Source organism: Blastomonas sp., from assembly GCF_030373265.1.
Taxonomy (GTDB): domain Bacteria; phylum Pseudomonadota; class Alphaproteobacteria; order Sphingomonadales; family Sphingomonadaceae; genus Blastomonas.
Window position 1 is genome coordinate 55882 of sequence record NZ_JAUCZC010000015.1, and the last position, 20400, is coordinate 76281.

Consider the following 20400-nt stretch of genomic DNA (forward strand, 5'->3'; position numbering starts at 1 on the left):
CGCGACAGGGCGAGGACGGCGATACTGGTCAAGACGGGTAAAGCCCCCTATCTTGACGGTCATGGGATTCTTTCGTGACATTTCGCCGATCCGCGCCGTAGGCGACCTCAAGACCTACTGGTTCGACCAGCAGGACCACAAATGGCGCTTTCTGTTTGCGGCGCTGGCGGCGACCACCACCATCTTTTCGGCGTTCATCAGCGAATCGGGCTTCGAGGTGCAATGGAAGCGGCCGGAGATCACCTGGGTGACAAGCTTCGAGCCCGGGCGAAGCGATGACCAGATCGCGGCCGAGAACGTTGCCAACCAGGCCGAGAACGACCGGATCGAAGCCGAATGGCTGGCGAAGGAAGAAGAGCGCAAGGCGCAATATCGCCGCCTGGCCGAACAGTTTGGCATGGATACCGAGTGAGTCCAGGCACCCGGTCTGATGCGGACTGGATGCACGCCGCCATCGCGCTGGCGCTGCGCGGGCGTGCGCTGTCGAGCCCCAACCCTTCGGTAGGCTGCATTCTGGTCCGCCAGGGCCGCGTCGTCGGACGCGGCTGGACCGCTATGGGCGGCCGCCCGCATGCCGAAGCGATGGCGCTGACAGCAGCGGGGGAGGCCGCGCGCGGCGCCACCGCCTTCGTCACGCTCGAGCCTTGTGCGCATGACAGCCAGCGCGGCCCCGCCTGCGCCGACCTGCTGGTCGCGGCCGGGGTGGCGCGCGTCGTCATCGGCACGCTCGATCCCGACCCGCGCACCAATGGCGAGGGCGCCGCGCGGCTGGCATCGGCCGGGATCGCGGTCGAGACGGGCATTGCCGAACCGGCAGCCCGCGCCAGCCTCGCCGGCTTCATCACCCGCCAGACTCTGGGCCGTCCGTTCGTCACGCTCAAGCTCGCGACATCGCTCGACGGCCGGATCGCGCTGGCCGATGGATCGAGCCAGTGGATCACCGGCGCGCAGGCGCGTGCGCATACGCACGTCGAACGCGCGCACCACGACGCAATCCTGGTCGGCGGCGGCACGTATCGCGCCGACGCGCCGCGGCTCGATGTGCGGCTGGCCGGGCTGGAAATACGGTCACCGCGCCGCGTACTGCTCAGCCGGATGGGCGATGCGCCTGCAGGGTGGACCGCGCTTGCCTCACCCGGTGACATCGGCTCTCTCGATGGCGTCGACTGGCTGATGGTCGAGGGCGGCACCGAAGTGGCTGCCGCGTTTCTGGCCGCCGACAGCGTCGACCGGCTGCTGCTGTACCGCGCTCCGGTGCTGATCGGGTCCGGCAAGGCCGCTCTGGGCGATATCGGGCTGGATCGGCTGGCCGACGCGCATGGTCGCTGGCGGCTCACCGACACGCGGCTGCTTGGCAACGACCGGATGGAAAGCTACCAGCGGATACGCTGACCTTGCGCAACCCGCCCGCTGACGGGCAACACACAGGACGACCATGTTCACAGGCATCATCACCGATATCGGCGCCATCGACCATATCGAGCAGCGCGGCGATCTGCATGCCCGCATTCGCTGCGGCTATGACATGAGCACCGTCGCCATCGGCGCCTCGATCGCATGCTCGGGCGCGTGCCTGACCGTGACGTCGAAGGGCGACGACTGGTTCACCGTCGATATCAGCGCCGAAACCGTCAGCAAGACCAGCGCCGGACGCTGGCAGCAAGGCACCCGGCTCAATCTCGAACGCGCGCTCAAGATCGGCGACGAACTGGGCGGGCACATCGTCACCGGCCATGTCGACGGCATGGGCAGCGTGGTCGCGCGCGAATCCGAGGGCGATTCGATCCGCTTCACCATCACGGCCCCGCACGCGCTCGCGCCCTATATCGCCGCCAAGGGGTCGATCACCGTCGAAGGCGTGTCGCTGACGGTCAACAGCCACGAAGACCAGGCCGATGGCGCGGTTCATTTCGGCCTGAACATCATCCCGCACACCTGGGAAATGACGACGCTGGGCGCATTGCAGCCGGGCGATCCGGTCAACCTCGAGATCGATGTGCTCGCGCGCTATCTGATGCGGATGAACGAGGTCCATGCCGCCAAGTCCATTTGAATGTGATCTGGTCTTTACCTCGCACATTGTAATGTGATAACGGAGTCTCCGAAGGGATATTCCGATGTCAGCACAGCTTATCGAACGAATCGTCGAAATCATCGAGGGTGGCACTGAAAGCCGCGCCGGGCTGGCCCGCGCCGCCGGGCTGCACGCCAATTCGCTGCGCAAGCTCGGCGAGCCCGACTGGAACCCCACCGCCGACACCTTGGGCAAGCTCGAGCGCTATCTATCGCGCGACCCTGCCGGGGTGATGGCCACCGCCGAGGAAATCATCAACGAGGCGCGCAACGGCCGCATGTACATCCTGGTCGATGACGAGGACCGCGAGAACGAGGGCGATCTGATCATCCCCGCGCAGATGGCGACCCCCGATGCGATCAACTTCATGGCGCGATACGGCCGTGGATTGATCTGCCTGGCCATGACCAAGGACCGCGTCGAGGAACTGGGTCTCAACCTGATGGCGCGGCACAATGGCACCCGGCACGAGACCGCCTTCACCGTCTCGATCGAGGCCCGCACCGGCGTCACCACCGGGATCAGCGCGGCGGACCGCTCGCGCACCGTGACCGTCGCCATCGACCCCAGCAAGGGTCCCGAAGAGATCGTCACCCCCGGCCATGTCTTCCCGCTGATGGCGCGCGATGGCGGCGTGCTGGTCCGCGCCGGGCACACCGAGGCGGCGGTCGATGTCTCGCGGCTCGCCGGGCTCAATCCCTCGGGCGTGATCTGCGAGATCATGAACGACGACGGCACGATGGCGCGGCTCGACGATCTGATCGAGTTTGCGCATATCCACGGCATGAAGATCGGCACGATCCGCGACCTGATCGCCTATCGCCGCCGCCATGACCATCTGGTCGAAAAGCGCGCCGAGGTCCGCTTCACCAGCGAATTCGGCGGCGAGTGGAAGGCGATCGTCTTCTACAACAAGGCCGAGAAGACCGAGCAGACCGTGCTGCAAAAGGGCCATGTCGACCCCGACAAGCCGACGCTCGTGCGCATGCACGTGCTCAACCCGTTCACCGACATCTTCGGCGAGACCGGCGCGCGATCGGGCCTGCTCGAGCGCGCGATGGAAATCATCGGTGCAGAAGGCTCGGGGCTGGTGGTGCTGCTCAACCGGCATGGCATCAACAGCCTGAGCCAGGCAATCCGCCTGAAATCGGGCGAGGCGGTCGCCGATATGGAAGAACTGCGCGATTACGGTATCGGCGCGCAGATCCTCACCGAAATGGGGGTGCAGGACATGGAACTGCTGACCAATTCGCACCACAGCCTGGTCGGGCTGGACGGCTATGGCCTGTCGATCGTCGGCGAGCGCCCGATCACGCCTGAGGGATAACGGACACAGCGCGCGGCTGCGTCAGACGGTGAAGCTCTCGCCGCAGCCGCATGCGCCCTTGGCGTTGGGGTTGGCGAACACGAAGCCCGCGGTGAAATCGTCCTCGACCCAGTCCATCACCGATCCGATCAGGTACAACACCGAGCCGCCATCGACATAGAACACGCCGCCCGGGGTCTCGATCTTCTCGTCGAACTTCACCTCTTCGGTGACGTAGTCGACCGAATAGGCCAGCCCCGAGCAGCCGCGGCGCGGGGTCGACAATTTGACCCCGATCGCGTCTGCAGGCGCAGTCTGCATCAGATGCGCGATACGGGCCTCGGCCGACGGGGTCAGCGTGAGCGCGGCGGGGCGCGTGCGGGTGGCTGTGGTGGTGTTCATAACATTCCCATTTCAAGCTTGGCCTCGTCGGTCATCTTGCCCGGATCCCACGGCGGATCCCAGACCAGATTGACCTCGGCATGGCCGACACCGGGCACTGAGCCGACCTGGAGTTCGATCTCGCCGGGCATCGATTCGGCCACCGGGCAGTGCGGCGTGGTCAGCGTCATGGTGATGATCGCATGGCCATCACTGACCTCGACACCGTAGATCAGCCCCAGATCATAGATGTTCACCGGGATTTCGGGATCGTAGATGCTCTTGAGCGTATCAATCACCGCCTCGTAGACTTCGCCGCCGGGCTCGCCTGCGGCCACGTCCTGCGGCTTTTCCTCGAGGAAACCGGCGAGGTAGTCGCGCTTGCGGGCATACCGCTCGCCTGCGCTCTCGGGCCCGGTGGTGTCGATCGCCTTGTCGACGCGCGCACGCGGCGGCTTTTCCACCGCTTCGACTTCATCGACCATGATCTTGCCCTGTTCGCTCATCGCGTCCTCTTCCTGCATCATCCGAAAATCCTGCGCACCCTGTCGAGCCCGCGCACCAGCGCCTCGACATCATCACTGTTGCTGTAGACGCCAAAGCTGGCGCGTGCGGTCGCCGGAACGCCGAGATGGTCCATCAGCGGCTGCGCGCAATGGTGCCCGGCGCGGATCGCGACGTGTGCTTCATCCAATATGGTGCCGATATCGTGCGGGTGAACCCCCTGCATCGCGAACGACAGGATCCCGGCGCTGTCCCTGGGTCCGAACACGCGGATCGCGTTGATCTGGCCAAGCGCGTCCTGCGCCTCGGCGACCAATGCGCATTCGTGCGCGTGGATCGCCTCGACACCGATGCTCTCGACATAATCGATCGCTGCGGCCAGTCCGGAGGCACCGACGATATGCGGGGTGCCTGCCTCGAACCGCTGCGGCGGCGGGGCGTAGGTGGTGCGCTTGAAAGTCACGCGGTCGATCATCGCGCCGCCGCCCTGCCACGGCGGCATCGCATCGAGCAGCGAAGCCCGGCCCCACAACACGCCGATCCCGGTCGGGCCGTAAAGCTTGTGCGCGGAGTAGACATAGAAATCGCAGTCGAGCGTAGCGACATCGACCGGCAGCCGCGGCACCGCCTGGCAGCCATCGAGCAGCAGCAGCGCGCCGACATCGTGCGCAAGCTTCGCCGCGCGCCTGGCATCGAGCACGCTGCCCAGCACGTTGGAGACATGCGCCAGCGCGACCATCTTGTGCCGCTCGGTGAGCATCGCTGCCATCGCATCGAGATCGATCTGGCCGTCTTCGGTCAGCGGAGCGACGTCGATCTCGGCACCGGTGCGCTCGGCGACCATCTGCCAGGGGACGATATTGCTGTGATGCTCGAGCTGGCTGAGCATGATCCGGTCGCCGGGCTTGAGGTTCTCGCCGCCCCAGCTTTGCGCGACGAGGTTGATGCCTTCAGTGGCGCCGCGCACGAAAATCGTCTCGTCGTCGCGCCCGCCGATAAACGCCGCCGCCTTGCGCCGCGCGCCTTCGTACAACACCGTCATGTTCGCCGAGCGCGCATAGACGCCGCGGTGGACGGTCGCGTAATCCTCGCCATACGCGCGCGCGATCGCATCGATCACGGCCCGCGGCTTCTGCGCGGTCGCGGCGGTGTCGAGGTAATGCCAGGGTTCGCCCGTAGCGGTGACCAGCCCGGGGAAGTCCGCGCGGTGGTCGAGCAGGCGGGAGGGTGCGAGCACGCTCATAATCCCTCTCCCTTGACGGGAGAGGGCTGCGCAGACTTGGCAGCTTGCTGCCTAGTCGAAGCCGGGAGAGGGTGGATGCGACCGCTAATCGCGCGCGTCGGCATCGAGCCGACACGCCCGACCCCCTCTCCCCGACCCTCCCCCGCAAGGGGGGAGGGGGAATGAATGGCGAGCGGCATCATCATCACACCAATCCCTCGAGCGCAGCCAGCGCGCGCGACTCGATCGCTTCGCGCGCGACATCATCGTCAAGCGAGACAAACGCATCGGCGATGAACGCCTGCAGCATCAGCTTGCGCGCCAGCTGCGGCGGGAGACCGCGCGCGGCCATGTAGAACAAAGCCGCCTTGTCGAGTTCGCCCACGGTCGCGCCGTGCGCGCACTTGACGTCGTCGGCGTAGATCTCGAGCTCGGGCTTGGCATTGGCGGTCGCGGTGCGGTCGAGCAGCATCGCCTTGACCGACTGCGAGGCATCGGTCTTCTGCGCATGCCGCGCGACCGCGACCTTGCCCAGGAACGATCCGGTGGCGTGCCCCGCAAGGACGCTGCGCACAACCTGGTTGCTGGTGGCATTGGGGTGCGCATGGTTGACTTGCGTCACGATCTCGAGCGTCTGCTCGCCGTTGCCCAGGATCGCGCCGCCCATCTCGAAATGCGCGCCTTCGTGCAGCAGCACATTGACGCTCATCCGGCCGTAATCGGCGTCGGTGGCGAGCAGATGCAGCGCGAACGTCGCTCCGGCTTCGATCACGACATCGAGATCGACGATCGAGACGCCCGACATCGCCACCGGCAGCACGATCTGCTTGGCCAGTGTTTCACCCGCGGCCACGGTGATCCGCTCAGGCCCCTGCGGCACATCGCCCCAGACACGCGCGAGCGCATCGAGATCGGCATAGCGCCAGGCCTCGTCACGCCGGGTGGGGAGCGGGATGACGTTGGTCATCACGCTACCGCCTCATAGCCCTGTTCCTCGAGCTCGAGCGCGAGCTCCGCGCCGCCGCTGCGGACGATGCGTCCGCCCGCGAGTACGTGCACGAAATCGGGCTTCACCAGATCGAGCAGCCGCTGATAATGCGTGATCAGCAGCACCGCGCGATCGGGCTTGCGCATGATCGTATTGATGCCTTCGCCGACGATCCGCAGCGCATCGATATCGAGCCCGGAGTCGGTCTCGTCGAGCAAAGCCAGCTTGGGATCGATGATCCCCATCTGCACCATCTCGTTGCGCTTCTTCTCGCCGCCCGAAAAGCCGACGTTCACCGGCCGCTTGAGCATGTCCATGTCCATCTTGAGCAGCCCGGCCTTTTCCTTGGCGAGCCGGATGAACTCCGCGCCCGAAAGCGGCTCTTCGCCGCGTGCACGGCGCTGCGCATTGAGGCTCTCGCGCAGAAACTGCAAATTGGAGACGCCGGGGATCTCGACCGGATACTGAAAGCCGAGGAACAGGCCGGCCGCCGCACGCTCGTGTGGTTCGAGGGCGAGCAGATCCTGCCCGTCGAACGTCGCGGTGCCATCGGTCACCTCGTACCCGGGCCGTCCGCCCAGCGTATACGCCAGCGTCGACTTGCCCGCGCCGTTCGGCCCCATGATCGCGTGGATTTCGCCCGCGTTGATGGTGAGCGAGAGGCCCTTGAGGATTTCGGTGCCACCGATGGTGGCGTGGAGGTTGGTTATCGTAAGCATCAGTTTTCCATTCTTCCCCTCTCCCCTTGAGGGAGAGGGTTGCGCAGACTTGGTGAGCGAAGCGAGCCTAGTCGAAGCTGGGAGAGGGGGCTGCGCCGATAGCGATGCGTCCAAATCCTCCCCGTTCCGGGGAGGGGGACCGCGACGCGCAGCGGCGTGGTGGAGGGGTAGCGGGTGCGGAGGACAGATGGTGACGAAGCGCAATCTCGCTTCCCCTCCACCATCCTGCGGATGGTCCCCCTCCCCGTTCCGGGGAGGATTTGTTGGGCCTCGATCATCCGACTGAACCTTCGAGACTGATCCCCAGCAGCTTCTGCGCCTCGACCGCGAACTCCATCGGCAGCTGCTTGAGCACTTCGCGCGCAAAACCGTTGACGATCAGCGCCACCGCTTCTTCGGCGCTCAGCCCGCGCTGCATCGCGTAGAACAATTGATCGTCGCTGATCTTGCTGGTCGTCGCCTCATGCTCGATCTGCGCGCTAGGATTGCGCACCTCGATATACGGCACGGTGTGCGCGCCGCACTGGTCGCCGAGCAGCAGCGAATCGCACTGGGTGAAGTTGCGCACGCCTTCCGCGCCCGGCGCGACGCGCACCAGTCCGCGATAGGTGTTGTTGCTGCGTCCCGCGCTGATCCCCTTCGACACGATCGTCGAGCGCGACCCCTTGCCGTTGTGGATCATCTTGGTGCCGGTATCGGCCTGCTGGTAATTGTTGGTCACCGCGACCGAGTAGAACTCGCCCACGCTGTCCTCGCCATTGAGCACGCACGACGGATATTTCCACGTCACGGCAGACCCGGTTTCAACCTGCGTCCAGCTGATCTTGGAGCGCGCGCCCTGCGCCAGCCCACGCTTGGTGACGAAATTGTAGATCCCGCCCTTGCCCTCGGCGTCGCCGGGGTACCAGTTCTGCACGGTCGAGTACTTGATCTCGGCATCGTCCATCGCGACCAGCTCGACCACGGCGGCGTGAAGCTGGTTCTCGTCGCGCTGCGGCGCGGTGCAGCCTTCGAGGTAGGACACATAGCTGCCCTTGTCGGCGATGATCAGGGTGCGTTCGAACTGGCCGGTGTTCTCCGCGTTGATACGGAAATAGGTCGACAGCTCCATCGGGCAGCGTACGCCTTCGGGGATGTAGACGAAGGTGCCGTCGGAAAAGACCGCGCAATTGAGCGTCGCGAAATAGTTGTCGCGCACCGGCACGACCTTGCCCAGCCACTTCTTGACCAGGTCGGGATATTCGCGGATCGCCTCGCTGATCGACATGAAGATCACGCCGGCACGGCTAAGTTCCTCGCGAAAAGTGGTCGCGACCGAGACCGAGTCGAACACCGCATCGACCGCGACGCGGCGCGCGCCCTCGACATTGGCGAGAACCTTCTGCTCTTCGATCGGGATGCCGAGCTTCTTGTAGACCTCGAGGATTTCGGGATCGACCTCGTCGAGCGAACCCAGCTTGGGCTTGGCCTTGGGCTCGGCGTAATAATAGGCGTCCTGATAATCGATCGGCGGAACGTTGAGCTTGGCCCAATCGGGGGTCTCGAGCGTCTGCCAGATGCGAAACGCCTTCAGCCGCCAGTCGAGCATCCATTCGGGCTCGTTCTTCTTGGCGCTGATATAGCGCACGGTGTCCTCGGTCAGCCCCTTGGGTGCCATTTCCTGCTCGATCGCGGACGAAAAGCCCCATTCATAGGTGCTCGCCTTTTCGGCGGCGGCCCACGCATCGGCGTCGCGCGTCTTGGTGTCGGCAGGGGTGCTGTCGTCGGTCACGTTGAGGTCCTTTCGCCGACCTTCTTGAGGTCGAGCGCATGTTCGGGGCGCTTGGGATCGGGGATATGCTGGCCCAGGCTAGCCAAGGTTACCCCGGCAAGCGCGGAGCGGATGGTGCGGTTGACGATCTGCCAGTGCGGACGGACATGGCAGCTGCCCTCCATCGCGCAATCGCTGGCGTGCTCGCCTGCGCACACCGTGATCTCGATCGGGCCGTCGACCGCCTCGACGATATCGGCGAGCGTGATCGCAGCGGGCGGGCGCGACAGGCGGAAACCGCCGCCCGCGCCGCGCACCGATTCGATCAGGCCAGCGGCGGACAGCTTGCTCACCAGCTTCTGCGCGGTGGGCAAGGGCAGCCCGGTTTCGGTCGCCAGCACCCGCGCATTGCACCGCATCCCGCCGCAATGGCGCGCAGCGGCGCTCATCAGCACCACGGCATAATCGGCAAGACTGGACATGCGCATAAGGCTTGGCCCGTTAATCGGAGTGAATCGTTCCGATTACGAGATGGATGTTTTGGGCAGGAAAATCAAGGGTTGTTATAATCCTCCCCGGCACGGGGAGGGGGACCACGCAGTGGTGGAGGGGAAGCGTCCGGGTGCGATTCAAGAAGGGCTGATCCATCCCGCTGCCCCTCCACCATTCGCTGCGCGAACGGTCCCCCTCCCCGTCCCGGCGAGGATTTTCGGGCGCTACTTCACCGCGCCCGATCGCAGCAGCTTCGGCACCAGCACGATCGCCGCGACCAGCGGCCATTTGCGCTGCCAGGGCTTGATCGCGATCTGCGTGCCCGCGTGGCGGTTGATCTTCCAGGCGAGATAATCGATCCCGCCGGCAAAGGTGAAGCTCGCCTTGGCGAGGCGTGCCACCGTGAGCCTTTTGCCGCGGCGCCTGAGCTGCGCCCAGCGTTGTTCTGCCTCGGAACGGGGCATCGCGGCGATATCGGGATATTCGTGCGCAATCGCTTCGCCGACCATGGCGTAGTGGTGAGGCGCGAAATCGACCACTTTGTCGGGGCGGTCGCCGCGCTCGGCGCGCAGTTCGGCGCCATAAGTTCGGGTAAAGCCGGTGCGCCAGGCGGCGAGAGAATCGGCCGAGGCTGGATCGGTCAGCGGCGCGGCGTGGCGCAGCAGCGTGACCGGCGCATCGCACAGCGCATCGAGCGCGGCGCCGCGCGCGGCATCGTCCGCGCTCCACACCAGCCGGACCGGCTGCGCAAACCGTGCCCAGACCGAGACATCGCGCGCCTGCATCGAGCACGCGCGCGCCAGGTCCGCCTCGGACAGCACCGCGTATTTCGCGGCGAGATTGTCGAATGCTCCCGGGAAGACATTGGGCGGGATCAGCGCATTGGCGCGCGCCATCCACCCGCCTTTACCAGCCTGGCGATAGGCCGCTGCATAGTCCGAGACGATCACGTAGAAATCGAGCATCAGCCCATCGAGCTGCGCCTCGCGCAGGCACGATCCGTAGAAGATCACCGCGCGCGCGGTGGTGCCGAACGGGCGGACGAGCTCGGCGGCAAAGGCGGCGACACGGGGGTCGACCGGTTGGTCGATCTCGGCAGCGATCAGGGATTTGAGAGAGTTCACACCACCGTCCAAATGTGTTCGTCACCCCCGCGAACGCGGGGGTCCCGCTACCTTGCAAACGTCGCGTCTATAGCGGGATTCCCGCGTTCGCGGGAATGACGAAAAACGGTAATGGCAGAGCAGACCGCACTGGATTCCGGCGTGCACCGGAAAACAGTCTTCAGGTCAAGCCGCCAGCCGCAGGAAGGGCACCGGGTCGGTCGAGCGCAGGATGATCGGCTTGCCCGCGCTGGCCTCGAAAATTTCGCCGTCGAGCACGACGCGGCTGCGGCTGCGGTCCGAATCGATGCGGATCATGTCCTCGCGCGCCAGATGCACGCCGCGCCCGCGCCGGGTGCCGAAGCGGCCCATCAGCGTGTCGATCAGCAAAGTGGTGAGCCCCGCGCGGTTGTGTTCGACCGCGATGAACTTCAGATGCCCGGTCGGCGAGGTGTCGCTTTCCGCCCTGCTGCCCAACAATAGCTTTTCCAGCGTCGTCACCATCACCACCAGGAAGCTGCCGTTGAGCTCGCCCTTCTGGAAGTACGAGATCCGCAGCGCCGACCGGGTGATCGGCAGGAACTTGGCGGTGAGGCCGAACAGCATGGTGAGCAGCCCGGCGACCGCGGCGATGAAATGGCTCACCGGATTGGGCAGACCCAGGGGATAGATCTTCTGGCGGCAGTAAAGGATGATCTCGGCAAGCCCTGCGCCACCCATGAACATGCCCAGCACCGGACGGCCATCCTCGCCATCGGTCAGCGCGATCAGCTGGCGCACCACGATGTGGCTTTCCAGATCGTTGCGCGCGATGTCGACGATGCGCTCAAGCGTCGGGATGGGCTTGCCGCTGGCGCCCAGATCGAGCGCGATCAGGTTGGTCTTGCCGTTGGGCAACACCGCGACCGGCGGCGGGTTCTTGCCGAAATGGCTGCCATGGTACAGCTCGGTCAGCGTCGCCTGCACCGTGCCGTCGCCGCCGTTGATCACCAGCACCTTGGGCTTGACCAGAGCGATCGCGCGCAGGGCGTCGGCGATCTGGTGGACCTCTTCGACCTCGTAATGGAAAATGTCCGGGTTGCGTGCGCAATAATCACGCACCGCCGGCAACAGGGCCTTGTTGCCGGTGGATCGTGGATTGGAAATCAGCGCAACGAGGGTCATTCAGGTTATCCTATCGGCTTGATCGTCATGCCCTGGCGGTAGTTCAACACCACCGAGATGCGCGTTACGCCGGAACCGACCCGGATAGCGGTCTTGTTTGCAGAGGGCTTGAGGCTGAGCAGCGAAAGCGAGGGGTTGTTCGAAAAACCGCCGCCGTCGTTCCAGCCGGACTTGCCGCTGCCATCGACATCGTGGCGCACCGCGATGCCATAGGTGCCGGCTTCGGGCACGGGCACGCAGAACGCCATCTTGCCGCTCCGCGGCGAGACGGGCATGTCGATGCGGTTGATCCAGGCACCCTTTTCCAGCCAGCTGCCCTTGGTGGCGGGATAGGACTGAACCCTGATCCGGCCGGTATTCGCCTTGAAGCCGCTGACCTCCACCTGCACCGCAGGACCGGCCGCACCGGCGCCACATTTGCGCATGTCGTTGGAGATTTCCTGTCGCTGCGCGCTGGCCACAGGCACGGACACTGCAAAGGCGATGCCGCCCGCAGCCACGAAGGCCAGTGATTTTGCCGCAATTTTGAACATGACGTAATCAATCCCAGAAGCTATAGCCGGTCCGCTCCGGATGGCGCGGTTTGGCTGATGAGCCCCCTTTACCCGTCTGCTTATGGGAAGCGTTTGCGGCCAAATCATGGTGACAGGGCGACAATAAGTTGAAATTGATAACCGCCACAGACGCTTACATCGGTCGCCTTGTGTTCTTTCCGCTGGTCGGCACGCTCGTCATCGCCGCGATGCTGCTGGTGCTGGACAAGATGCTGCGGCTGTTCGATTTCGTCGCAGCGCAGGGCGGCCCGGTCAGCGTGGTATGGCGCATGCTCGCCAACCTGATTCCCGAATATCTCTCGCTCGGCATCCCGATCGGCCTGCTGCTGGGCATATTGCTCGCCTTCCGCAAGCTCGCTCTGTCCTCGGAACTCGACGTGTTCCGCGCGGTGGGGCTGAGCTACACCCGGCTGCTGCGGGTGCCGTACATGTTCGCGGTCGGGCTGATGCTGATCAACCTGGCGCTGGTCGGGTACATCCAGCCCCAAGCACGCTATGCCTATGAGGAGCTGGGCTTCGAACTGCGCTCGGGCGCGCTGGGCGCATCGATCAAGGTCGGCGAATTCACCCAGTTGGGCGACCGCATGACGATGCGAATCGAGCAGAGCCGCGACACCGGGCGCGAGCTTTATGGCATTTTCGTGCGTGCCGAGGCCCGCTCGGGAACCGCGCTGGCGGTGAGCGCCGAACAGGGCAAGTTCCTCGCGACCGATGATCCCAACACCATCATCCTGCGGTTGACCAACGGGACGTTGATTCACAGCGCGCCTGACTATGAGACGCCGCGCGTGCTGACCTTTTCAAACCACGACCTGCCGATCGACCTGCCCAAGATCGAATCCTTCCGCGGTCGCGGCGGCGGCAAGGACCGCGAATACACTATCCCCGAACTGGTCCGCATCGGCGGCGATGCCAACATCCCCGAACAGCAGCGCAACCAGACCCGCGCCAACTTCCACTTCCGCATGGTCGAGGTCGTCATGATGCTGCTGATGCCGCTGCTGGCGCTGGCGCTGGCGATCCCGCCCAAACGCTCGACATCGGCGCTGGGCGTGTTCCTGTCGATCGTGATGATCGTGACCTATCACAAGATCAACGAATATGGCGAAGATGTGGGTGCGCTGGGGCTGGTCGACCCGATCATCGCCCTGTGGCTGCCCTTCTCGCTGTTCGCCGCGCTGATCGGCTGGATGTATTATCAGGTCGCCTTCGTTCCCGGCGGCCAGCCGATCGGCACGCTGGAGAAACTGTTCGCCAAATCGGGCACCGCGATCAAGGGGCTCTTCAGCTTTGGCCGCAAACGGTCGTTCCAGGAATAGCGCGGGATCATGCAGATGGAATTCTTCCCCTCGCGCACCGTGGCCGTCTATATGGCACGCAAGTTCCTCACCAGCATCCTGGCGGTGGCGGCCTTGCTGTTCCTGGTGCTGCAATCGCTCGACCTGCTCGGTGAAAGCGGCAAGATCCTGGCCTATCCCGGCAACGGGCAGGCGCAGCTTCTGACCTATATCAGCCTGCGCGCGCCGCAGATCATCGATCTGGTGCTGCCGTTCTCGGTGCTGCTCGCGACGATCATCACGCTGGCGACACTCAACCAGAACAGCGAAGTGGTGGCGATGAAAGCCTCGGGGCTATCGGCCCACCAGGTGCTCGCCCCGCTGCTGATCGCGGCTTTGGGAGTCTCGCTGATCACCTTCGTGTTTTCCGAGCGCATCCTCAGCCGCGCGACTGCGACGCTGAGCGCATGGGAGCAGGCCGAGTTCGGGCCGATCCCGCGCGATTCCAACGTCAAGGCCAACATCTGGGTGCGCGATGGCGACAATATCATCCAGGCCGATACCGTCGAGGGCACCGGCGCTGCCACCCGGCTCACCGGAATCACCGTCTATGCGCGTGACAGCCAGGGCGGCCTGGCGCGCATCGTCACCGCTACCCAGGGCGTCTATACCGGCAGCGGCTGGCAGCTGACCGATGCCAGCCAGTTCAATGTCGGCACCGGGCAGAAGCAGGCTTTGGGCAACATCACCACCGCAGGCGGCGTGCGCCCTGACCAGTTCACCTTGAGCAAGGTCAACCCCGAAGGCCTGTCGTTCCTTCAATTGTGGTCGGCGATCGAGGAACTGAAGGAAGCGGGCCGTCCCACTGCCTCGCTCGAATCGAACCTTTGGCACAAATTGTCCGGGCCGCTGTCGGCGTTGCTGATGCCGCTGCTGGGCGCGGTGGCCGCGTTCGGGCTTGCCCGGTCGGGCCAGTTGTTCGTGCGTGCGGTGATCGGCATGGGGCTGGGCTTTGCCTATTTCGTCGCCGACAACTTCGCGCTGGCGATGGGCAATCTCGGCGCCTACCCGCCGTTCCTCGCCGCATGGTCTCCGTTCCTGCTGTTCCTGATGGTCGGGGAAACCGTGCTGATCCGTACCGAGGAATAGGCCGCAATCGTGGCCCCGCATCCCCAGGACCCTGCCCAGCCCCCCGCCGACCCGGTCGCCAGCCCCCGCGAAAACCCCGCCAGCGGCCCCGCAGTCAGCCGGGCCGATGTCGCCAGCGGCGCGGCGCTGACCGGGCTTGCGCGCATGGGCGCGGTGATCGAGATCATCACCCAGCCCGCCTTTGTGTGGATGTTCGGGCTTGCGACCTATGGCACCTATATCGTGCTGTGGGCGGCGGTGAACCTGCTGGCGACGGTCACCACGCTGTCGCTGGCGCAAGGGCTGCAACGCTCGGTTCCGTCGGCACCCAGCCGCGAGGCGGAACATGGCGCGGTGCGCTATGCGCTGCTGGTGACGGTGATCCCCTCAGGCCTGCTGGCGCTGGCCGTCTCGCTCGCAGCGCCATGGATCGCACCAGCCTTCGCCGCCGATCCCGCGGTGCGTGCGGTGTTGCCGCAGCTGATCGCCCTGTTCATCTGGACATTGCCGCTGACCGTCGCGCTGGAGATCGCGACCGCCGCCGCCCGCGCCAAGCGCGCCTTCGGCCCCGAGATTCGCCTGCGCATCTTCTGGGAGCAGATCGCGCGGCTGATCGTCGCGGTGGCGCTGTATGCGCTGGGCGTGCGGCTGTTCGGCCTGTTCATCGCGCATGTCGCATCGCTGGCGATCACCGCGTGGCTCTCGGTGCGGCTGCTCGGCCGCTATTACGATCTTGCCCTGCTGTGGCGCGCGCCGATGGCGAAGGCCTTGCGCCGCGACACGCTCAAAAGCGGGCTGGCGACGATGCCGCCCAACCTGGCCCGCCGCGCGTTCAACGATCTGCCTCCGGTGCTGCTGGGTCTGGTGCTCAGCGGAACGGGAGGCGCGGTGGCTGCCGGCTTGTTCGGCATCGCCCGCAAGATCGCCTCGGTGCCGCTGATCGTGCGCCAGACCTTCCTCTATGTCCTCGCCCCGCTGACCGCCGCGCAGGGCGCCGCCGATCCTGCCGAGATCGCGCCTTTGTATCGCTTCGCCAACCGGCTGGCGGCGATCGTCGTGCTACCGCTGACCGGGGTGATGATTGCGGGCGGCGATGCGCTGCTGCTGCTGTTCTCGCCAGAAGCTGCCGCAGCGCTGCCGGTGCTGGTGGTGCTGCTGGTCGGCAGGGCGGGCGAGACGATCCTGGGGGCGGCGACCCCGATCGTCGAAATGACCGGACACCGCTTGCTGCCACTGGCCAACTCGCTGGCCGGGATCGGCATCGCCGCTCTCGTCGGCTGGCTGACGGTGCCGTCTTTGGGCGCGACGGGCATGGCCCTGGCGGTCAGCGCGGGCGTGATCGTATCGAGCTGGGCGGCGGTCGGCGAATTGTGGTGGAGTGACCGGCTGGGCCCGTTCGACACCCATTTCCTGCGGGCGCTGGCCACCGGCATCGCCGGGCTGGGGATGCTGTGGCTGGTCGGTCTGGCGCTGCACGATATCCCCACCGCCGCCCGCGCCGGGGTACAGTTCGCGCTGTTCCTGCCGCTGGTGTGGCTGGGGCTGAAGCTGGGACTGGATGCGGAGGACAAGGCGGCATTGGGCAAGGCTCGGCACACCTTGAGAATCTGATCCGCACGGATTTGCGCCGTCAGCACTGATTGCCCCTGCAACCAAAGCCCGCTAGACCCGTCGACACCAGACCGCACGCCAAAGCGCGGCATTTGAGGAGCCCAATACCGGTGATCGCCAACACGTCCCTCGATCAGTTTGCGCAGTTCGACAACTTGGTCGCCATGTTCTTTGCCCGCGCCGACGAACTGGGCGAGCGACCGTTCCTGTGGGCCAAGCGTGGCGGGGTTTGGAGCTCGATCAGTTGGCGGCAGGCGGCAGGGCAGGTCGCGGAACTGGCCCACGCGCTCAAGGACATGGGGCTGGCGCGCGGCGACCGGGTGATGCTGGTCAGCGAGAACCGCCCCGAGTGGTGCATCGCCGATCTGGCGATCATGGCAGCGGGCTGCATCACCGTGCCGACCTACACCACCAACACCGAACGCGACCACCAGCATATCCTCGACAATTCTGGGGCGCGGGCGGTGATCGTGTCGAACGCCAAGCTCGCCAGGACGCTGCTGCCTGCGGTGCTGCGCGCGGGCAACGCCTGGCACGTGATCGGCATGGAGCCGATGAAGGTCGGCCAGGCGAGCCGCTTCCGCACCCACAGCTGGAGCGATCTGGTCACCGGCGATCCTGCGCGCCAGGAAGAGCTGATGGCGCAGGTGCGCGCCGATGCCGCGAGCCTCACCCGCAGCGACACCGCGTGCATCATCTATACCAGCGGCACCGGCGGCGCGCCGCGCGGAGTGATGCAGCATCATGGCGCGATCCTGCACAACGTCGCGGGCCCCACCCGCGTCATCGCCGAGGATTTCGGCTGGGAAGACGAGGTGTTCCTCTCGTTCCTGCCGCTCTCCCATGCCTATGAACACAGCGCCGGGCAGTTCTTCCCGATCGGGCTGGGCGCGCAGATCTATTATTCCGAAGGGCTGGAGAAGCTCGCCAGCAACATCGAGGAAGTGCGCCCGACATTGATGGTCGTGGTCCCACGGCTGTTCGAGGTGCTGCGCGCCCGCATTCTCAAGCAGATCCAGAAGCAGGGCAAGGTCGCCAACTTCCTGTTCGAACGCGCGATGGCGCTGGGCGAAAAGCAGCTGGGCGGGCGCGCCGGGCTGATCGACAAGCCGATGGACTTCATCCTGTCGAAGAGCCTGAGGCCGAAGATCCAGGCGCGGTTCGGCGGACGGATCAAGGCGATGGTCTCGGGCGGCGCACCGCTCAATCCCGAGATCGGCGTGTTCTTCCACTCGCTCGGGCTGACGCTGCTGCAGGGCTATGGCCAGACCGAGGCGGCACCGATCATCGCCTGCAACCGACCATTGGTCGGGGTCAAGATGGACACCGTCGGCCCGCCGCTTGCCGATACCGAGGTGCGGATCGCCGAGGATGGCGAAATCCTGGTGCGCGGCGAACTGGTGATGCACGGTTACTGGCAGAACCCCGAAGAGACCGCCCGCGTCCTCAAGGATGGCTGGCTGCACACCGGCGATATCGGCCATATCGACGAGGCCGGGCGCATCGCCATCACCGACCGCAAGAAGGATCTGATCGTCAACGACAAGGGCGACAACGTTTCGCCGCAAAAGGTCGAAGGCATGCTGACGCTGCAGCCCGAGATCCATCAGGCGATGGTGACCGGCGACCGGCGGCCCTATCTCGTCGGGCTGGTGGTGCCGGACCCCGAATGGGCGCTGGAGTGGGCCACTGCGCACGATGAAAAGGTCGATTTCGCCGCCTTGCAGGCCAATCCGGCGTTCAAGGCCGCGGTGCGCGCGGCGCTCGACCGGGTCAATACCGATCTGTCGGTGATCGAAAAGGTGCGCCAGTTCGCCTTTGCCGACGAACCGTTCTCGATCGAGAATGGCGAGATGACTCCGTCGATGAAGATCCGCCGCCACATCATCCGCGGCCGCTATCAGGACCGGCTGGACGGTCTGTACAAGGCGTGATCCGCACCGTCAGCGAAAGCCCGATTGCACGAACGCGGCAACTTTGATAATCGCTCGAGCCATGATCACGCCCCCTGAAACCGTCCGCACCAACACCCCCCGCGTCGCCTGCGATGGCGCGAGCGAGATTCGCGGCGGCGCAGCGCTTGGCCACCCGCGCGTCTGGCTGCAGATCGACGAAAAGGGCTATGTCGAATGCGGCTATTGCGACCGGCGTTTCGTGCTGATCGGTGGCCCTGCGGACATCCAGGAAGCCGCCTGACACGCGCCAGAGCGCGAATTTCCTTGCTATCGGGCGCTCTTGCCGCCATATGGCCTTCCAAGCAGCGCGCCTAGGCACGGGAATCCTTCCCGGCGCCCCTTACGAACCGGCAGCGTGAACGTCGATCTGTAGCGATCCCGCCATGGGATCAAGCGCAGGTCCGAATGGCCGGGTCATGAAACCCCGCTGCTTGATCCAAACATCCCAATTCACGCGGGGCGTTTTCCTGAAATTCTTGGATCTCCAGGAGCTTCTGAACCCCGCAATGCGCGCGCCGCCCGTTTGAGGCCGGCCAGCGCCTTGCTCTGTATAGAGTAAAATTATGTCTTTTTTTCATGAACTTGGCCTTGCCGATCCGATCCTCCGCGCGCTCGACGCCAAGGGTTACGACACCCCGACGCCGATCCAGAAGGACGCCATCCCCGCATTGTTGCAGGGCCGCGATCTGCTCGGCATCGCGCAGACCGGAACCGGCAAGACCGCAGCCTTCTCGCTGCCTTCGTTGCATCACCTCGCCAAGGAAACCAAGGGCCGCACCCACAAGGGCGTGCGCATGCTGGTGCTCTCGCCGACCCGCGAGCTGGCCGCGCAGATCGCCGAGAACATCCGCGAATATGCGCGCTTCCTCAACCTGTCGGTCAACTGCATCTTTGGCGGCGTGCCGATCTTCCAGCAGAAGAAGAAGCTCGCTCCGGGCACCGACGTGCTGGTAGCAACCCCGGGCCGTCTGCTCGACCTGATCGAACAGCGCGCGGTGACGCTCGAGAACGTCGAGATCTTCGTTCTCGACGAAGCCGACCAGATGATGGACCTGGGTTTCATCGTTCCCCTGAAGCGCATCGCATCGATGCTCCCCAAGAACCGCCAGAGCCTGTTCTTCTCGGCGACGATGCCCAAGGCGATTGCCGAACTGGGTGCGCGCTTCCTCAACAACCCCGTGCGCGTCGAAGTCGCCCCGCAGGCGACGACCGCCGAACGCGTCGAACAGTATGTCACCTTCGTCAGCCAGAGCGAAAAGCAGGCTCTGCTGACGCTCAAGCTGCAGGAAATCCGCCCCGAACGCACGCTCGTCTTTACCCGCACCAAGCATGGCGCGGACAAGGTGGTGCGCGCGCTGGCAGGTGCCGGCATCCGCTCCGCCGCAATCCATGGCAACAAGAGCCAGGGCCAGCGGACGGCAGCGCTGAAGGCGTTCAAGGACAACGAGATCAAGGTGCTGATCGCGACCGATATCGCGGCGCGCGGCATCGACATCACCGGTGTCAGCCATGTGTTCAACTATGATCTGCCCAACGTGGCCGAGCAGTATGTCCATCGCATCGGCCGGACCGCGCGCAACGGTGCCGATGGCATCGCGATCGCGTTCGTCAGCGGCGACGAGCGCGGCCTGCTCAAGGACATCGAAAAGCTGACCAAGGTCAAGCCCGTTCCGATGCCCCTGCCCAAGGGCTTCAGCGAAGCCGCAGCGCAGCTTCCACCCCCGGCCAAGGCGCCCGTAAATTCGGGCGGCGGCGGTCGCGGTGGCGAGCGTGGCAGCGGTGCCCCCGGTGGCCGCAACTACGGCCCCAAGCGTGACGGCGATCGCCGTCGCTCGGGCGGCGGTGGTCGTCCCGGCGGTGGTGGCCGTTCGGGTGGCGGCGGTCGTCCCGGTGGCGGCGGCGGCGGCGGCGGCGGAGCCCGTGTCGGCGGCGTCGGCGCGCACAAGGACAGCGTCAAGCGCATCGGTTGATCAGATTTAGAGCCCTCTCCCCTTCAGGGGAGAGGGTTGGGAGAGGGGCATGCGCCAGCAGTGGCGTGTGCCCCTTTTTTGTTGGAAATCCTCCCCCAGCTTGCTGGGGGAGGGGGACCGCCAGCGTAGCTGGTGGTGGAGGGGCAGCGGGATCGTATATTCCGGGCGGGGAGCGCAATCTCGCTTCCCCTCCACCCTTCGC

The 20400-nt window shown here is 65.4% G+C and carries 20 protein-coding genes; 10 read left to right on the top strand and 10 right to left on the bottom strand.

All coding sequences use genetic code 11. The annotated features are described in order from the left end of the window. Window positions 1-52: 52 nt before the first annotated feature. The 4 genes from QUV11_RS10510 to ribB all read left to right on the top strand — a co-directional run bounded on the left by QUV11_RS10510 (window position 53) and on the right by ribB (window position 3401). Complete coding sequence (locus tag QUV11_RS10510; protein ID WP_300882416.1) at window positions 53-412, top strand: hypothetical protein; 360 nt, start codon at window positions 53-55, stop codon at window positions 410-412. Then, on the top strand, window positions 409-1392 hold the full coding sequence (gene ribD, locus QUV11_RS10515) for a bifunctional diaminohydroxyphosphoribosylaminopyrimidine deaminase/5-amino-6-(5-phosphoribosylamino)uracil reductase RibD (RefSeq protein WP_300882418.1): 984 nt from the start codon (window positions 409-411) through the stop codon (window positions 1390-1392). Before QUV11_RS10510 ends, ribD begins: the two co-directional genes overlap by 4 nt. Window positions 1393-1435: 43 nt before the next feature. Further along, on the top strand, window positions 1436-2053 hold the full coding sequence (locus tag QUV11_RS10520) for a riboflavin synthase (protein ID WP_300882420.1): 618 nt from the start codon (window positions 1436-1438) through the stop codon (window positions 2051-2053). Between the two features lie 64 nt (window positions 2054-2117). After that, on the top strand, window positions 2118-3401 hold the full coding sequence (ribB, locus tag QUV11_RS10525) for a 3,4-dihydroxy-2-butanone-4-phosphate synthase (protein WP_300882422.1): 1284 nt from the start codon (window positions 2118-2120) through the stop codon (window positions 3399-3401). A gap of 21 nt (window positions 3402-3422) precedes the next feature. On the opposite strand, the gene QUV11_RS10530 is transcribed toward ribB, so the two are convergent. The 10 genes from QUV11_RS10530 to QUV11_RS10575 form a co-directional block, all read right to left on the bottom strand. Then, window positions 3423-3782, bottom strand: a complete 360-nt coding sequence (locus QUV11_RS10530; RefSeq protein WP_300882424.1) for an iron-sulfur cluster assembly accessory protein — start codon at window positions 3780-3782, stop codon at window positions 3423-3425. Further along, a complete protein-coding gene (locus QUV11_RS10535) occupies window positions 3779-4267 on the bottom strand; it encodes a DUF59 domain-containing protein (protein ID WP_300882481.1) in 489 nt (162 codons plus the stop codon). The genes QUV11_RS10530 and QUV11_RS10535 overlap by 4 nt, the downstream gene beginning before the upstream one ends. 17 nt (window positions 4268-4284) lie before the next feature. Next, a complete protein-coding gene (locus QUV11_RS10540; protein ID WP_300882426.1) occupies window positions 4285-5508 on the bottom strand; it encodes a cysteine desulfurase in 1224 nt (407 codons plus the stop codon). Between the two features lie 184 nt (window positions 5509-5692). Further along, window positions 5693-6454 carry a SufD family Fe-S cluster assembly protein gene (locus QUV11_RS10545; RefSeq protein WP_300882428.1) on the bottom strand — a complete coding sequence of 254 codons (762 nt, stop codon included), beginning with the start codon at window positions 6452-6454 and terminating at the stop codon, window positions 5693-5695. Then, entirely contained in the window at window positions 6454-7194 is a 741-nt protein-coding gene (gene sufC, locus QUV11_RS10550) for a Fe-S cluster assembly ATPase SufC (protein WP_300882430.1), read from the bottom strand. Before sufC ends, QUV11_RS10545 begins: the two co-directional genes overlap by 1 nt. Window positions 7195-7468: 274 nt before the next feature. Next, a complete protein-coding gene (gene sufB / locus QUV11_RS10555; protein WP_300882432.1) occupies window positions 7469-8965 on the bottom strand; it encodes a Fe-S cluster assembly protein SufB in 1497 nt (498 codons plus the stop codon). Beyond that, window positions 8962-9432, bottom strand: a complete 471-nt coding sequence (locus QUV11_RS10560) for an SUF system Fe-S cluster assembly regulator (protein ID WP_300882433.1) — start codon at window positions 9430-9432, stop codon at window positions 8962-8964. The genes sufB and QUV11_RS10560 overlap by 4 nt, the downstream gene beginning before the upstream one ends. A gap of 228 nt (window positions 9433-9660) precedes the next feature. Then, window positions 9661-10560 carry a hypothetical protein gene (locus tag QUV11_RS10565; RefSeq protein WP_300882435.1) on the bottom strand — a complete coding sequence of 300 codons (900 nt, stop codon included), beginning with the start codon at window positions 10558-10560 and terminating at the stop codon, window positions 9661-9663. Window positions 10561-10725: 165 nt separating this feature from the next. Continuing rightward, window positions 10726-11703, bottom strand: a complete 978-nt coding sequence (locus QUV11_RS10570; protein WP_300882437.1) for a diacylglycerol kinase family protein — start codon at window positions 11701-11703, stop codon at window positions 10726-10728. 5 nt (window positions 11704-11708) lie between these two features. Then, window positions 11709-12236 carry a DUF2141 domain-containing protein gene (locus QUV11_RS10575; protein WP_300882439.1) on the bottom strand — a complete coding sequence of 176 codons (528 nt, stop codon included), beginning with the start codon at window positions 12234-12236 and terminating at the stop codon, window positions 11709-11711. Between the two features lie 134 nt (window positions 12237-12370). Here QUV11_RS10575 and lptF point away from each other — a divergent pair, with 134 nt between their 5' ends. From lptF to QUV11_RS10605, 6 genes are all read left to right on the top strand, one after another. After that, window positions 12371-13576: an LPS export ABC transporter permease LptF gene (gene lptF / locus QUV11_RS10580; RefSeq protein WP_300882482.1), complete on the top strand. Its 1206-nt coding sequence runs from the start codon at window positions 12371-12373 to the stop codon at window positions 13574-13576. Window positions 13577-13585: 9 nt separating this feature from the next. Further along, complete coding sequence (gene lptG, locus QUV11_RS10585; protein ID WP_300882441.1) at window positions 13586-14683, top strand: LPS export ABC transporter permease LptG; 1098 nt, start codon at window positions 13586-13588, stop codon at window positions 14681-14683. A gap of 9 nt (window positions 14684-14692) precedes the next feature. Next, window positions 14693-16273, top strand: coding sequence for a polysaccharide biosynthesis protein (locus tag QUV11_RS10590; RefSeq protein ID WP_300882443.1), 1581 nt, complete (start codon window positions 14693-14695; stop codon window positions 16271-16273). A 164-nt stretch (window positions 16274-16437) separates the two neighbouring features. Next, window positions 16438-18207 carry a long-chain fatty acid--CoA ligase gene (locus QUV11_RS10595; RefSeq protein WP_300882483.1) on the top strand — a complete coding sequence of 590 codons (1770 nt, stop codon included), beginning with the start codon at window positions 16438-16440 and terminating at the stop codon, window positions 18205-18207. A gap of 61 nt (window positions 18208-18268) precedes the next feature. Next, window positions 18269-18469: a zinc-finger domain-containing protein gene (locus tag QUV11_RS10600; RefSeq protein WP_300882445.1), complete on the top strand. Its 201-nt coding sequence runs from the start codon at window positions 18269-18271 to the stop codon at window positions 18467-18469. 322 nt (window positions 18470-18791) lie between these two features. Further along, window positions 18792-20198 (top strand): DEAD/DEAH box helicase, encoded by a 1407-nt coding sequence (locus QUV11_RS10605; protein WP_300882447.1) that lies wholly within the window; start codon window positions 18792-18794, stop codon window positions 20196-20198. Window positions 20199-20400: the final 202 nt, after the last annotated feature.

Excerpts from the sequence above, each read along its gene's own strand:
- QUV11_RS10520 (WP_300882420.1), top strand. The coding sequence starts at position 1,436 with ATGTTCACAGGCATCATCACCGATATCGGCGCCATCGACCATATCGAG.
- ribB (WP_300882422.1), top strand. The coding sequence starts at position 2,118 with ATGTCAGCACAGCTTATCGAACGAATCGTCGAAATCATCGAGGGTGGC.
- QUV11_RS10530 (WP_300882424.1), bottom strand. The coding sequence starts at position 3,782 with ATGAACACCACCACAGCCACCCGCACGCGCCCCGCCGCGCTCACGCTG.
- QUV11_RS10535 (WP_300882481.1), bottom strand. The coding sequence starts at position 4,267 with ATGAGCGAACAGGGCAAGATCATGGTCGATGAAGTCGAAGCGGTGGAA.
- QUV11_RS10540 (WP_300882426.1), bottom strand. The coding sequence starts at position 5,508 with ATGAGCGTGCTCGCACCCTCCCGCCTGCTCGACCACCGCGCGGACTTC.
- QUV11_RS10545 (WP_300882428.1), bottom strand. The coding sequence starts at position 6,454 with ATGACCAACGTCATCCCGCTCCCCACCCGGCGTGACGAGGCCTGGCGC.
- sufC (WP_300882430.1), bottom strand. The coding sequence starts at position 7,194 with ATGCTTACGATAACCAACCTCCACGCCACCATCGGTGGCACCGAAATC.
- QUV11_RS10560 (WP_300882433.1), bottom strand. The coding sequence starts at position 9,432 with ATGCGCATGTCCAGTCTTGCCGATTATGCCGTGGTGCTGATGAGCGCC.
- QUV11_RS10570 (WP_300882437.1), bottom strand. The coding sequence starts at position 11,703 with ATGACCCTCGTTGCGCTGATTTCCAATCCACGATCCACCGGCAACAAG.
- QUV11_RS10575 (WP_300882439.1), bottom strand. The coding sequence starts at position 12,236 with ATGTTCAAAATTGCGGCAAAATCACTGGCCTTCGTGGCTGCGGGCGGC.
- lptG (WP_300882441.1), top strand. The coding sequence starts at position 13,586 with ATGCAGATGGAATTCTTCCCCTCGCGCACCGTGGCCGTCTATATGGCA.
- QUV11_RS10595 (WP_300882483.1), top strand. The coding sequence starts at position 16,438 with ATGTTCTTTGCCCGCGCCGACGAACTGGGCGAGCGACCGTTCCTGTGG.
- QUV11_RS10600 (WP_300882445.1), top strand. The coding sequence starts at position 18,269 with ATGATCACGCCCCCTGAAACCGTCCGCACCAACACCCCCCGCGTCGCC.
- QUV11_RS10605 (WP_300882447.1), top strand. The coding sequence starts at position 18,792 with ATGTCTTTTTTTCATGAACTTGGCCTTGCCGATCCGATCCTCCGCGCG.